The 13,426-nt window shown below is 61.8% G+C and carries 11 protein-coding genes; 9 read left to right on the top strand and 2 right to left on the bottom strand.

Annotated features, from left to right (window positions below):
• Positions 1–270: 270 nt before the first annotated feature.
• The gene (locus ELH03_RS00955) at positions 271–1,458 is read left to right on the top strand and encodes a regulator (protein ID WP_130765873.1); all 1,188 of its coding nucleotides are present in this window, start codon (positions 271–273) and stop codon (positions 1,456–1,458) included.
• Positions 1,459–1,532: 74 nt separating this feature from the next.
• On the opposite strand, the gene ppk2 is transcribed toward ELH03_RS00955, so the two are convergent.
• The gene (gene ppk2, locus ELH03_RS00960) at positions 1,533–2,414 is read right to left on the bottom strand and encodes a polyphosphate kinase 2 (RefSeq protein WP_130765874.1); all 882 of its coding nucleotides are present in this window, start codon (positions 2,412–2,414) and stop codon (positions 1,533–1,535) included.
• A 241-nt stretch (positions 2,415–2,655) separates the two neighbouring features.
• On the opposite strand from ppk2, the gene phoR reads away from it, so the two are divergent.
• The 7 genes from phoR to phoB all read left to right on the top strand — a co-directional run bounded on the left by phoR (position 2,656) and on the right by phoB (position 10,931).
• Positions 2,656–3,879 carry a phosphate regulon sensor histidine kinase PhoR gene (phoR, locus tag ELH03_RS00965; protein ID WP_130765875.1) on the top strand — a complete coding sequence of 408 codons (1,224 nt, stop codon included), beginning with the start codon at positions 2,656–2,658 and terminating at the stop codon, positions 3,877–3,879.
• A 641-nt stretch (positions 3,880–4,520) separates the two neighbouring features.
• Positions 4,521–5,555 (top strand): substrate-binding domain-containing protein, encoded by a 1,035-nt coding sequence (locus ELH03_RS00970; protein WP_130765876.1) that lies wholly within the window; start codon positions 4,521–4,523, stop codon positions 5,553–5,555.
• A 170-nt stretch (positions 5,556–5,725) separates the two neighbouring features.
• Positions 5,726–7,207 carry a phosphate ABC transporter permease subunit PstC gene (gene pstC, locus ELH03_RS00975; RefSeq protein ID WP_130765877.1) on the top strand — a complete coding sequence of 494 codons (1,482 nt, stop codon included), beginning with the start codon at positions 5,726–5,728 and terminating at the stop codon, positions 7,205–7,207.
• A complete protein-coding gene (pstA, locus tag ELH03_RS00980; RefSeq protein WP_130765878.1) occupies positions 7,204–8,526 on the top strand; it encodes a phosphate ABC transporter permease PstA in 1,323 nt (440 codons plus the stop codon). The genes pstC and pstA overlap by 4 nt, the downstream gene beginning before the upstream one ends.
• A 15-nt stretch (positions 8,527–8,541) precedes the next feature.
• Positions 8,542–9,357 carry a phosphate ABC transporter ATP-binding protein PstB gene (gene pstB / locus ELH03_RS00985; protein ID WP_130685866.1) on the top strand — a complete coding sequence of 272 codons (816 nt, stop codon included), beginning with the start codon at positions 8,542–8,544 and terminating at the stop codon, positions 9,355–9,357.
• 44 nt (positions 9,358–9,401) lie between these two features.
• A complete protein-coding gene (gene phoU / locus ELH03_RS00990; RefSeq protein ID WP_027666264.1) occupies positions 9,402–10,115 on the top strand; it encodes a phosphate signaling complex protein PhoU in 714 nt (237 codons plus the stop codon).
• A gap of 132 nt (positions 10,116–10,247) precedes the next feature.
• Entirely contained in the window at positions 10,248–10,931 is a 684-nt protein-coding gene (phoB, locus tag ELH03_RS00995) for a phosphate regulon transcriptional regulator PhoB (RefSeq protein WP_003545181.1), read from the top strand.
• A 328-nt stretch (positions 10,932–11,259) separates the two neighbouring features.
• On the opposite strand, the gene ELH03_RS01000 is transcribed toward phoB, so the two are convergent.
• Positions 11,260–11,793: a GcrA family cell cycle regulator gene (locus ELH03_RS01000; RefSeq protein ID WP_018244646.1), complete on the bottom strand. Its 534-nt coding sequence runs from the start codon at positions 11,791–11,793 to the stop codon at positions 11,260–11,262.
• A gap of 420 nt (positions 11,794–12,213) precedes the next feature.
• Here ELH03_RS01000 and ELH03_RS01005 point away from each other — a divergent pair, with 420 nt between their 5' ends.
• Positions 12,214–13,413: an aspartate aminotransferase family protein gene (locus tag ELH03_RS01005; protein ID WP_130806639.1), complete on the top strand. Its 1,200-nt coding sequence runs from the start codon at positions 12,214–12,216 to the stop codon at positions 13,411–13,413.
• Positions 13,414–13,426: the final 13 nt, after the last annotated feature.

A 13,426-nucleotide genomic window follows, 5' to 3' on the forward strand; every position in this document is an offset into this window, starting at 1 on the left:
ACGTTTACGAAAACGTCAATCTCATAGCAGAGATGAAAAGGCGATAAAAGAGCGGCTGCCATGCCTTCGTCGATTTCAGCCCGAATATATACGTCCGAGAAAGCTAATAGAATAAGGCCCGCAAGCGGTGAAACCTGCCGATTATCCCCGCCGATCAACGGCGGCCCGGCCTCGCAAGGCTTGCGGTTTGCCGCACTTGACGCTACCGAATTTTGATGGAGAACGGCGGGGATTGCAGTCCGATGCCGAATTCAAGGTGAAGGACTGAATGTGAGCGGATTAGAAACGGCCATCAGAACTGCGCTCGAGAATTCCGATCGCGATAATCCGGAGGTTCGAGCGAGGATCTATCAGTCGGCCCGCCAGGCGCTGGAAGCCGGGCTGCGCAAGCAGGATATCACCGACACCGAGGTCGTCGCCCATCACCGCCACCGCCTGGAAAGCACCATCCACGCCATCGAGGGCGAGGAGCGCGACCGCCTTCACCCCCGCCAGAGGCCGCCCGAAGTGCCCGTGCCGCCGGTGGTGGAAATGCCGCCGCCGCCGGTTCACCAAGCCAGTGTCGATGAGTTTGACGGTCCCATGGTCTCAGGCGAGACCCGTGCGCCCGACGTGGCCCCGAACCGCGGCGACGAGTCCAGTCTTGACGATGTGCATGCCGGGAGCGCCGATCATCTGGCTGCCGCCCCTGTCGGCGAGGAACGCCTTGCCCGCGGTCAGCGCGCCACCAATATGGATTTCCGCCCGGAGCGGGCGGCAGGCCGCCGCAAGCCGCGCAAGTTTTTTTCGAGACTGCTCGTCTGGTGCGTCCTGCTGGCCTTCATCGGCATCGGCGCCTGGTGGGCGCATACCTCGGGCCTGCTGATGACGGCGGCCGAGCGCGACACCAGCGTTGCCAATCCGCCGGCAAGCACCCAGCCCGAGGATTTTACCGGCAATGATGACAGCGCCGGGAATGCCGCTTCCCATACCGATCAGCCGGTGACCATCGACCCGCAGAACAGTTTCTCGGCCGATTGGATCCCGCTGTTCAAGCCTGAGGACGCCGACAAGATCACCAGCGGCCCGCGGGCGCGCACCGAAAAGATCGCCGAGAATGACGGCCCCGCCGTCCGGTTGATTTCCGAGAGCGGTACAGCCGATGGCAATATCTCGATCAGCGTTCCGCCTTCGGTGCTGCAGCAGCTTGCCGGCAAATCCTCGACGATCGCGCTGACGCTGCAATCCACCACCGACGAGCCGACCCAGATCACCGTCGAGTGCAATTTCCAGACGCTCGGCAATTGCGCCCGCCATCGCTTCAACGTCACCCGCGAAAAGTCGGATGCGCTGCTGCAGGTGAAGTTCGACCGCTCGCTGGCGCCGAATTCGCCGGGCACGCTGACGATCAACAGCGATCTCGACGGCAAGGCGCGCGGCATCAACCTCTTCGCCATCCGCATCCTGCCGGGGCAGTGATCTCGGTCCCGGCAGAGCCGGTGATCTCGGTCCCGGCGGAGCTGGTGACCCCGGTCCCGATGCAATCGGTGGCCCTATTTCAGAAAACCTGGCCCTGAGCCGATGATCTCGGCGTCGACCGAGCCGAGCGCCTTTTTGTCCTTGCCGTCATAATCCATCTTGTTCAGCATGTGGCGGATCAGTTCGAGCCGCGCCCGCCGCTTGTCATTGGCGTGGATCACCGTCCAGGGGGCGAAATCCGTATGGGTTTCCTTCAGCATCCGGTTGCGCTTGTCGCTGTAGTCGCCCCATTTGGTCAGCGCCGCGATGTCCATCGACGACAGTTTCCAGACTTTCAGCGGATCATGCCTGCGGTCGTGGAAGCGCTTGAGCTGCATCTCGCGGCCGATATCGAGATAGAATTTGAAGAAGAAGATGCCCTCATGGGCGATGATCTTTTCGAGCTGTGGCGTCTGCTTGAGAAAATCCTCATATTGCTGCGGCGTGCAGAAACCCATGACCGGCTCGACGCCGGCGCGGTTGTACCAGGAGCGGTCGAACAGCACGAATTCGCCAGCCGTCGGAAACTGCGCGACATAGCGCTGGAAATACCATTGCCCCTGTTCGCGCTCGGTGGGCTTGGTCAGCGCCACGACGCGGGCAAGGCGTGGATTCATATGCGCCGAAGAGGCCGAGATCGCGCCACCCTTGCCGGCAGCGTCGCGCCCCTCAAACAGCGCCATCACCCGCTTGCCGGTCGCCTGCAGCCAGAACTGCACCTTGACCAGTTCGATCTGCAGCTTTTCCAGCTCCTCCAGATAGTCCTCTTCCTTGAGCTTCTTCTTGTAGGGGAAGTCGCCGGATTCCAGCGCGTGCTCGTCCACCCAGTCCGGCAGAATGGGATCGTCGACATCGAAGGTGCGTTTCTTTCCGCGGATCTCCAGCTCCACGGCCCTGTTTTCGACGTCCTCGTCCATATGGTCCTCCTCAGCCTGATTGTTCTCTTCCCGCAGGCGAACATAGTTACCGTTGAAAATCAAATCTTTCGCAGTCGGGCGGTAATTTTTCGCGGGTTTCGGCTGCGGCCTTTCGCTTGAGACGGGCCGCCCGAAAACTTCTGTCATGAATTGCCGCTATCAGGCAGAGTTCAATATAAAGAAAAACGAATCGACGCCGCGAGGGCACTTGCCAGACGAAACTCCATGGAGAAAAAGCCTGTTGGCGCGCATAAGGCGCGAACGGCCGGTGCTGCTTGCGGCGATCCTCAGCGCGCTCGCCGCGCTTGCCGCCGGCATGAACAAGTGGGTTGTGCTTGTCCTCCTGCTTGTGATGATCCTCACCGCGCTTTTCAATGAGGCGCCCGTCATCGAGGCCGAACCCGCCCCGCCGGTGGAGATCAAGCCGGAGGCGCCGCCAAGCCGCCTGCCGGAGGTTTCCGCCACGCTCTCCGGCCTCGATTTCCCCGTCATGCTGCTGTCGGACGACGCCTCGGTGCTCTTCCAGAACCGCGCTGCCGAAAAGGCCTTCGGAGAGGTGGCGCTCGGCGCCCATATTTCGGCCCGTATGCGCTCGCCCGGCGTGCTCGACATGGTGCGCGAAACCATCGCCACCAACGCGCCGAACCAGATCGAGCATTCCGAGCGGCTACCCTCCGAGCGCGTCTATATCGTGCGCAGCGCGCCCATTGAATTCGCGGCCGATGATGGCCCGCATGAGCGCTATTTCATCCTCTCTTTCCGCGATATTTCAGAAGTCCGCCGCATCGACCGCATGCGGTCGGATTTCGTCGCCAATGCCAGCCATGAGCTGCGCACGCCGCTTGCCTCGCTGCGCGGCTTCATCGAGACCATCCAGGGGCCGGCGAAGAACGATCTGAAGGCGCAGGCGCGTTTCCTCAATATCATGCTCGACCAGGCGACTCGCATGAGCAGGCTGGTCGACGACCTGCTGTCGCTCTCCCGCCTGGAGCTGAAATCGCACATCGCCCCGGATGAGAAGATCGACCTGGTGCCGCTGCTCGGCCATGTCAGAGATGCGCTGGTGCCGCTGGCAAGGGATGTCGGCGTCGACATCAACCTGCATCTGCCCGACGGCAAGGTCGAGGTGTTGGGGGACCGCGACGAGCTTGTCCAGGTCTTCGAAAACCTGATGGAAAATGCTTGCAAATACGGCCAGGAGGGCGAGATCGTCGATGTCTGGCTGAAGAACGGCACCGGCCAGCCGGTCGAGGTCAGCATCGTCGACAAGGGTCCGGGCATTCCGGCCGAGCATGTGCCGCGCCTGACCGAGCGCTTCTACCGCGTCAGCATCGAGGACAGCCGCTCGAAGAAGGGCACCGGCCTCGGCCTTGCCATAGTCAAACACATCCTCACCCGCCACCGGGCACGGCTGATCGTCAAGTCGGAAGTCGGCAAGGGTACGGACTTTACGGTCCGTTTCTGACGTATGTGTCCCCTATGAGAGGCGCGCGAGGAATCGAGAGGTTGCCGCGAATCTCTTCTCCCCTCGGGGAGAAGGTGCCGGCAGGCGGATGAGGGGGCCGCACGGCACACCTCTCACGTAAAAACCTATTCCGCGACACCTGCCCAAGGGCCTTGACGATGGTCGAGACGACGCCTGCACGGGTTATAGGAAAGACCGGCTTCGCTGGCCCCCTCATCCGCCCTACGGGCACCTTCTCCCCGAGGGGAGAAGAGGGAGCCGAGACGCTGCGGCATGTCCTTTACCCCGTTTAGGAGGGTCCGAAGGACGGTGACGGCAGCCGGATGCAAATCACGCGGAACAGACGTTAATGAAAAGACGGAAGCGGAAAGCCGCCACTTCACTACCCGTCGCCGAATGCAGACGATTTTTACAACGCAAGGTGGATTGCCGGCCAGAATTTGCCGTTCGCCGACACGATTGATTGGTCGATATAAAATATATGATTATAAATCAATGCCTTAACCTGTCACAAATGTTTCACGCCTTTGACATAAAAGGACGGTGCTTAAAGCGCTAAGAGAGTCTCGCCGATGAAAAAAGGCAATGCGAGGGCCTCTCTAAGGCCGCACTCACACAAGCCCAAATGCCGGGAGATTTACATGAACACCTTCAAGCTCACCGTTGCCGCGTTCGCTGCAACTGCTGCTTTCGCTGGCGCTGCCGTCGCCCGCGACCAGATTCAGGTTGCTGGTTCGTCCACCGTCCTGCCTTACGCAAAGATCGTTGCCGAATCCTTCGGCGAAACCTTCACCAACTTCAAGACGCCGGTCGTTGAATCCGGCGGCACGGGCGCTGGTCTGAAGGAATTCTGCAAGGGCGTTGGCGAAGACACCATCGACATTGCGAACGCCTCGCGTCCGATCAACAAGAACGAAGCCGAAGCCTGCAAGGCTGCCGGCGTAACCGACATCCAGGAAGTCAAGATCGGCTACGACGGCATCGTCTTCGCAACCGACGCTTCCAACCCTGACGTCGCCTACGTTCCTGCCGACATCTACAAGGCCCTCGCAGCCCAGGTCGTCGTCGACGGCAAGCTCGTCGCCAACCCCTACAAGAAGTGGTCGGAAGTCAACCCGAAGCTTCCGGCTGTTGATATCGCTGCCTACATCCCGGGCGAAAAGCACGGCACCCGCGAAGTCTTCGAACAGAACGTTCTCGCCGCCGGCTGCAAGGCCTCTGGCGCAACCGACGTCATCGCCAAGGAAATCGCCGACAAGGCTGCCCAGGGCAAGGCCTGCGTCGCAGTCCGCAAGGACGGCGTTGCCGTTGACATCGACGGCGACTATCCGGAAACCCTCGCACGCATCGCCGCCAACAAGACCGGCGTCGGCGTATTCGGCCTTTCCTTCTACGAAAACAACGCCGACAAGCTCAAGGTTGCGAGCATGAGCGGTATCGTTCCGTCCACGGAAACGATCGCTAACGGCACCTACCCGGTTTCCCGCCCGCTGTTCTTCTACGTCAAGAAGGCACATCTCGGCGCCGTTCCGGGCCTGAAGGAATACGTCAACTTCTTCGTATCCGACCAGATGATCGGCCCCGACAGCCCGCTCGTCGAATACGGCCTCGTTGCCGCTCCGGATGCCGAACGCGACGCGATCCGCAAGGACGTCGAAGCAGGCAAGTCCATGTAATCACTTTGCCGGCGCGGTGCCTTTCAGCCCGCGCCGGCATTGCCTTATGTCCCTGCGCGCCGGCGGTTCTGGAGCTGCAGGGTTGGAATTCCTTCTCCATGAGTGGAAGCTGAAGGCAGGCTGATGAAGCTGCCGGGCTTTTTGGGGCTACGGGCCTGGGGACGTAACGAATGAGCACATCCATCATACTTTTGTGCATTGTGGTGATCGGAGCCGCCGCCTATCTGGTCGCGCGCAACCGTGCCACGGCGCTTGCCGGAGGCCGATCCTCCGCATTGCATTCACGGCCGGCCTATTACGGCGCCTATGCGGCGATCTGGGCGGTTCTTCCCGCCCTCATCGTCCTTTGCCTCTGGCTCTCCATCAGCCCCGGCATCATCCAGTCCTCGGTTCGCAGCGCTGTCCCTGCCGACATCAAGGCTCAAGCCTCGGTCGAGCAGGATCTTGGTTATTCGATGGTGGCGACGGTCGCCCGCGGCCTGACGATGCTGACCGCGGATGAAGCTGCGGCGGTCTCCAGCGATCCTGCAGCCCTGCAGGCCAAGCTCCTCGAAAAGGGTGTGCCGCTTGCCGGCCAGCCGCTGCCTTACATGCTCGACGCCGCCAAAAAGCTCAACACCATGAGCATGACGAGCCGCATCGCCATGACGGCTGTTGTCTTCGCTCTCGCCATTGCCGGCGCGTTTTATGCCCTGCGTTCCATCGCTCCGCGCTTCCGCGCCCGCAACCGGGTCGAGCGCGTCATGCTCTGGGGCCTGCTGCTCGCCTCCTCGATCGCCATTCTGACGACGATCGGCATCGTGCTCTCCATGCTGTCGGAAGCCGCCCGCTTCTTTGCGGCCGTTCCCGCCATGGACTTCTTCTTCGGCACCGTCTGGGATCCGCGCTTTGCCGGCGCCGGCAGCTCGTCCTTCGGTCAGTTCGGCCTCATCCCGCTGCTGCTCGGCACGATCTATATCGGCCTGGTCGCGATGCTGGTCGCCGTGCCGGTCGGCCTCTTTGCCGCCATCTACATGGCCGAATACGCCTCGATGAGGGTGCGCTCGATCGCCAAGCCGCTCCTCGAAGTGCTCGCCGGCATTCCGACGATCGTCTACGGCTTCTTCGCGCTCGTCACCGTCGGTCCGTTCCTGCGCGATTTCTCCGCCCAGATCAGCGGCCTTCTGTCCGGCAATTACAGCAATTTCATCCAGGCGCAGAGCGTTCTGACGGCCGGCATCGTCATGGGCATCATGCTGATCCCCTACGTGTCCTCGCTGTCGGACGACATCATCACCGCTGTGCCCCGCGCCCTGCGTGACGGTTCGCTCGGTCTTGGGGCCACACGCTCCGAAACCATCAAGAAAGTGGTTTTGCCGGCCGCTCTTCCCGGCATCGTCGGCGCGCTGCTGATGACGGCCTCGCGCGCCATCGGCGAAACCATGATCGTCGTGCTGGCCGCCGGTGTCGCCGCCCGCATCCAGATCAACCCCTTCGAGCCGATGACGACGGTGACCGTCAAGATTGTCAACCAGCTGACTGGCGACCTTGAGTTCACCTCGCCGCAGACGCTGGTTGCCTTTGCCCTTGGCATCACGCTGTTCTGCATCACGCTTTGCCTCAATATCTATGCGCTCTACATCGTGCGCAAATACCGGGAGCAGTACGAATGACGGATATTGTTTCTCCCACATCAGGCGTCACCGTTTCCAAGGCGCCAGTGCGCCGCGATATCGGCATCAAGCGCCGCTACGCCGCCGAGCGCCGGTTCCAGGCCTATGGCATCGCCGCCATCACCTTCGGTCTCGTCTTCCTCTTCATCCTGTTGTGGACGGTGATCGGCAAAGGCTATACCGCCTTCCAGCAGACGGCGATCACCCTGCCGATCGAATTTTCCGAGAAGACGATCGACCCGAACAATAAGCGTGCGACCGACCCTTCGGTGCTGATCGCCGCCAACTACCCGGTTCTCCTGCGCGACGCGATCGTCAAGCAGCTGAACGTCAATGCCTCGAGCCGTCCCGATGTGCGCGATGCATCCGCCATGCTCTCCAAGGGTGCGCCGGTCCAGCTCCGCGACATGGTCGTCGCCGATCCGTCGCTCATCGGCAAGACGGTCAATGTCACGGTGCTCGCCGACGCCAATGTCGATAGCGCCAGCAAGGGCCAGATCGACCTGTCGGTCGATGAGAAGAACCGCAAGGTCAACGATAAGCAGGTTGCCTGGATGAACGAGCTTAAGGCGAGCGGCGCTCTCCACAAGCAGTTCAACACCGGCCTCTTCGTCAACGGCAATTCCAGCCGTCCGGAGGCCGCAGGCCTTGGCGTCGCCCTGATCGGCTCGCTCTATCTGATGCTGATCGTGCTCGTGCTCGCTCTGCCGATCGGTGTGGCCGCCTCGATCTATCTCGAGGAGTTCGCGCCGAAGAACAAGCTGACGGACCTGATCGAGGTCAATATCAACAACCTCGCCGCGGTTCCCTCCATCGTCTACGGTCTGCTCGGTCTTTCCGTCTTCATCAACTTCATCGGCCTGCCGCGCTCGGCCTCGCTGGTCGGCGGCCTGGTGCTGACGCTGATGACCCTGCCGACGATCATCATCGCCACGCGTGCGGCACTGCGCGCCGTGCCGCCGTCGATCCGCGCCGCAGCCCTCGGCCTCGGTGCGTCGAAGATGCAGATGGTGTTCCACCATGTTCTGCCGCTCGCCATGCCCGGCATCCTCACCGGCACGATCATCGGCCTGGCGCATGCGCTCGGCGAAACCGCGCCGCTGCTCTTGATCGGCATGGTCGCCTTCGTCGCCAACGCGCCGACGACACCGCTCGATCCCTCGACGGCTCTGCCCGTACAGGTCTATATGTGGGCCAACGAGGCCGAACGTGCCTTCGTTGAGCGTACTTCGGGTGCCATCATCGTCCTGCTCCTGTTCCTGATCGTCATGAACATGGGCGCCATCCTCTTGCGTCGTCGCTTCGAGCGCCGCTGGTAAACGGAGTTACACATCATGAACATGTTGACGGAAGCTGCAGTTGAAAAGGCGCTGGATCACAAGATGAGCAACGTCCCGTATAAGATGATCGGAAAGGATGTCTCGGTTTACTACGGCGAGAAGCGCGCGCTTTTCGATGTGAACCTGAACGTCCGCGAAAACACCGTAACCGCCCTGATCGGCCCGTCCGGCTGCGGCAAGTCGACCTTCCTGCGGAGCCTCAACCGCATGAACGACACGATCGACGGCTGCCGCGTCACCGGCAAGATCACCCTCGACACCGACGATATCTATGATCCCGATATCGACGTCGTCGAACTTCGCGCCCGCGTCGGCATGGTCTTCCAGAAGCCGAACCCGTTCCCGAAGACGATCTACGAAAACGTCTCCTACGGCCCGCGCATCCATGGCCTTGCCAAGTCGAAGGCCGATCTCGACCAGATCGTCGAGACCAGCCTGCAGCGCGCCGGCCTCTGGAACGAGGTCAAGGATCGCGTGCACGAGTCCGGCACCGGCCTGTCGGGCGGTCAGCAGCAGCGCCTCTGCATTGCGCGTGCCGTTGCCGTCAGCCCTGAAGTCATCCTGATGGACGAGCCCTGCTCGGCGCTCGACCCGATCGCTACCGCCAAGGTCGAGGAGCTGATCCACGAGCTGCGCGAGAACTACACGATCGTCATCGTCACCCACTCCATGCAGCAGGCCGCGCGCGTCTCGCAGCGCACCGCCATGTTCCACCTCGGCAACCTCGTCGAGGAGAACGACACCGACAAGATGTTCACCAATCCCGACGATCCGCGCACCCAGGATTACATCATGGGTCGCTTCGGCTGATTTTGGCGACATCAAGCCTTCCCGTTATTCGAGGATAAAGCCCCATGGCATCGACACATATTTTTTCTGCCTATGATGATGATTTGAAGTTCCTGTCCAGGCGGATTTCCGAAATGGGCGGCCTGGCCGAGCAGATGGTCAGTGAATCCGTACGCGCCCTCGTCAACGGCGATACCGCGCTGGCGCAGAAGGTCATTTCGGACGACGTGATCCTCGATCACGCCGAACGCGAAATCGGCGACAAGGCGATCGTCACCATCGCCCGCCGTCAGCCGATGGCTTCGGACCTGCGCGAAATCATGGGTTCGATCCGCATCGCCGCCGATCTCGAACGCGTTGGCGACCTCGGCAAGAACACCGCCAAGCGCGTCATCGCCGTCCAAAGCACCGGCGTTCCCCGCAAGCTCGCCCGCGGCCTCGAGCATCTGTCCGAGCTGGCGCTCGTCCAGCTCAAGGAAGTGCTCGATGTCTACACCAATCGTTCCGCCGACAAGGCGAATGCGATCCGCGAACGCGACAACGAGATCGACGCGATGTACACCTCGCTGTTTCGCGAGCTCCTGACTTACATGATGGAAGATCCGCGCAACATCACCAGCTGCACGCATCTTCTCTTCTGCGCCAAGAACATCGAGCGCATCGGCGACCACGCCACCAACATCGCCGAGACGATCTTTTACATGACGACAGGCGCGCAGCCGGAAGGCGACCGTCCGAAGGACGACAGCGCCAACACCGTCGGCGCGGTCACCGAATAACCGCCCACACCCGCCGCTTGCGTGCGCGCCCATCCGGGCGCGCAAGAGGTCGCAGCCAATTCTGATTTTGCGCAGGATGCAGTGCTTAAATCACTCCCGATTTAAGGATCATGCGCGAGGAGACCGACACGCATGATCCCGAGAGTTGCAGTTGTTGAAGACGAGGAAGCCCTCAGCGTGCTTCTTCGCTACAATCTCGAAGCGGAAGGCTTCGAGGTCGATACCATCCTTCGTGGCGACGAAGCCGAAATGCGGCTTCAGGAGCGCACGCCCGATCTTCTCATCCTCGATTGGATGTTGCCCGGCGTCTCCGGCATCGAGCTCTGCCGGCGCCTGCGCATGCGGCCGGAAACCGAGCGCCTGCCGATCATCATGCTGACGGCGCGCGGCGAAGAGAGCGAGCGTGTTCGCGGATTGTCGACGGGCGCCGACGATTATGTCGTCAAGCCCTTCTCGACCCCGGAACTCGTTGCCCGCGTCAAAGCGATGCTGCGGCGCGCCCGTCCCGAGGTGCTGTCCACGGTCCTGAAATGTGGTGACATCGAGCTCGACCGCGAGACCCATCGCGTCCATCGCAAAACCCGCGAAGTCCGCCTCGGCCCCACCGAATTCCGCCTGCTGGAATTCCTGATGTCGTCGCCGGGCCGGGTCTTCTCCCGCTCACAGCTTCTCGACGGCGTCTGGGGCCACGACATCTATGTCGACGAGCGCACCGTCGACGTCCATGTCGGCCGCCTGCGTAAGGCGCTAAATTTTTCCAACATGCAGGACGTCATCCGCACCGTCCGCGGCGCCGGTTATTCGATGGAAGCCTGAGGGCTGCCGCTCGGCCGACGGCTCTTTCGTCATGCTCGGGACAAGTCCACTGCCATTCCGTTCACTCTAGTGGCGGCCCCTCACCCTAACCCTCTCCCCGTAAAAACGGGGAGAGGGGCCGTGCCCTATGAGAGGTGAGTGGGAATGGAGAGGTCGCGGCATATCCCCTTCGCCCCGGTTAAGGGGGCCGAAGGACGGGTCGAGACCCGTGGCTCGACCCCGGTGGTAGCGGCAGCCGGATGAGGGGCAGCCACCGGTACGAACCAAAATCGCATAAAAAAACGGGCCGCTCGGCCCGTTTTCTGCATTCTAACGATGGTCACGCCGCTCAGCTGGCCCGCGCTGCTGCCCGGCGGCGTTCGTTGACCGGCTGGTAGGCGAGCTTCTGGTGGTAGCTGCAATAGGGCGAATTGTCGGGGGATTCGCAGCCGCAGAAATGGAAGTCGTCCTTCAGGGGATCGCCGACCGGCCACTTGCAGGTGCGTTCGGTCAGTTCCGTCAGGCCGAGGCGTCGGGAAATCGGCACGACCACGTTGCCTCTCGGCACGTATTCCATTTCCTCGATCGTTTCGATCTCGATCTCTTCCTTCAGCATGGTCGCGCCCTGCTGGCGGGTAACGGTGCGAGTGGCGACCCGTGAGGTGTAGTTCGGCGCGCGCGGCGCCGATGTATTGCGCTTCGGCGTTCGTGCCGCGGTGTTGGTGCCGCCGGCCTTGGCGCGGCCCGGCAGGCTCAGCCGGTGCACTTTACCGATGACCGCGTTTCTGCTGACTCCGCCAAGCTGCGCAGCGATCTGGCTGGCGCTCAGTCCTTCGGCCCAAAGTTTCTTGAGTTTCTCGACCCGCTCGTCTGTCCAGTTCATGCCCTGTCTCCACCTTTTGCGTTGGTGATGGCAGAATCCCTCACCGTTGTCCCGGGAGCTCCGAAACAAGAAACGCTTGATCAATTTTGGTGACTAGTTCCGCCGCATGCAGTCTAGTAATTGATCTTTAACCTAGTGTGAGGCTGACTCCGTGACAAGAGTCGCATGAATCCGGATGAATCGATTTCGTAGTTTTCCCCAACTTGCTGCCCCTGCGTGGCATTTCTGCAATAATGCCTGTTGAAGACTGAAATTGCCGCTGTACACCCTTGCTGCATACGCTAAGGGCGCAGTTTTGTTGACATTGCAGCGCGAAAAGGAAATAGTGCCCCTCGCCGCCGCAAGGCGGCATTTTTGATTTTTCGGGCCTGGTTTCCTTAGCCGGAGTCATTGCCCGGCAACTTTGATGGAGATCGCGCCATGGCTGAAGCCGCGCCGCTTTATGACACCTATTCTCGTGCCCCGCTGCGGTTCGAGCGAGGCGAGGGCGTGTGGCTGATCACCGAAAGCGGCGAGCGATATCTCGATTTCGGCGCCGGCGTTGCCGTCACCTCCGTCGGCCATAGCAATCCGCATGTTGTGGGCGCGCTGAAGGAACAGGCCGATAAGGTCTGGCACCTGTCGAACATCTATGAGATCCCCGGCCAGGAGCGTCTGGCAAAACGGCTGACGGACGCCACCTTCGCCGACAAGGTGTTCTTCACCAATTCGGGTGCCGAGGCGCTCGAATGCGCGATCAAGACGGCGCGCCGCTATCAGTTTTCCAAGGGTCATCCAGAGCGCTTCCATATCATCACCTTCGAAGGCGCCTTCCACGGACGGACGCTGGCGACCATCGCCGCCGGCGGCCAGGAGAAATATCTCGAAGGCTTCGGCCCCAAGGCGCCAGGTTTCGATCAGGTGCCTTTCGGCGACATCGAAGCGGTCCGCGCCGCAATCACCGATGTCACGGCTGGAATTCTCATCGAGCCGGTGCAGGGCGAGGGCGGCGTCCGTCCTGCCACCACCGAATTCATGAAGGCGCTCCGCCAGCTCTGCGACGACAACGACCTGCTGCTGATCCTCGACGAGGTTCAGACCGGCGTCGGCCGCACCGGCAAGCTCTTCGCCCATGAATGGTCGGGCGTGACCCCCGACATCATGGCTGTCGCCAAGGGCATCGGCGGCGGTTTCCCGCTCGGCGCTTGCCTTGCCACCGCCGAAGCCGCCTCCGGCATGAAGGCCGGCACGCATGGCTCGACCTATGGCGGCAATCCGCTCGCCATGGCCGTCGGCAGCGCCGTGCTCGACATCATCCTTGCCGATGACTTCCTCCAGCATGTGCGCGATGTAGCACTGGTCTTCCGCCAGGGCCTCGCCTCACTGAAGGATCGCTACCCCGATGTGATCGAAGATATCAGAGGCGAGGGGCTGTTGCTCGGCATCAAGGCTGCCGTTCCCTCGGCCGAGCTGCTGCAGGCGATCCGCGCCGCGCATCTGCTCGGCGTGCCCGCCGGCGACAATGTCATCCGCCTTCTTCCGCCCCTCGTGGTCACCGCCGAGGAAGCCCGCGAGGGCCTTGCCCGCATCGAGCGCGCCGCCGAGAGCATTCGCGCCTCCAAGGTCAAGAAGACGGCTTGAAGAGATTGCCGCC

This window comes from Rhizobium beringeri (assembly GCF_004306515.1).
In the GTDB taxonomy this organism is placed as follows: domain Bacteria; phylum Pseudomonadota; class Alphaproteobacteria; order Rhizobiales; family Rhizobiaceae; genus Rhizobium; species Rhizobium beringeri.

Bases quoted from the DNA above. Each gene is read 5' to 3' on its own strand.
- ppk2 (WP_130765874.1), bottom strand. From the start codon at position 2,414: ATGGACGAGGACGTCGAAAACAGGGCCGTGGAGCTGGAGATCCGCGGA.
- ELH03_RS00970 (WP_130765876.1), top strand. From the start codon at position 4,521: ATGAACACCTTCAAGCTCACCGTTGCCGCGTTCGCTGCAACTGCTGCT.
- pstC (WP_130765877.1), top strand. From the start codon at position 5,726: ATGAGCACATCCATCATACTTTTGTGCATTGTGGTGATCGGAGCCGCC.
- pstA (WP_130765878.1), top strand. From the start codon at position 7,204: ATGACGGATATTGTTTCTCCCACATCAGGCGTCACCGTTTCCAAGGCG.
- pstB (WP_130685866.1), top strand. From the start codon at position 8,542: ATGAACATGTTGACGGAAGCTGCAGTTGAAAAGGCGCTGGATCACAAG.
- phoU (WP_027666264.1), top strand. From the start codon at position 9,402: ATGGCATCGACACATATTTTTTCTGCCTATGATGATGATTTGAAGTTC.
- phoB (WP_003545181.1), top strand. From the start codon at position 10,248: ATGATCCCGAGAGTTGCAGTTGTTGAAGACGAGGAAGCCCTCAGCGTG.
- ELH03_RS01000 (WP_018244646.1), bottom strand. From the start codon at position 11,793: ATGAACTGGACAGACGAGCGGGTCGAGAAACTCAAGAAACTTTGGGCC.
- ELH03_RS01005 (WP_130806639.1), top strand. From the start codon at position 12,214: ATGGCTGAAGCCGCGCCGCTTTATGACACCTATTCTCGTGCCCCGCTG.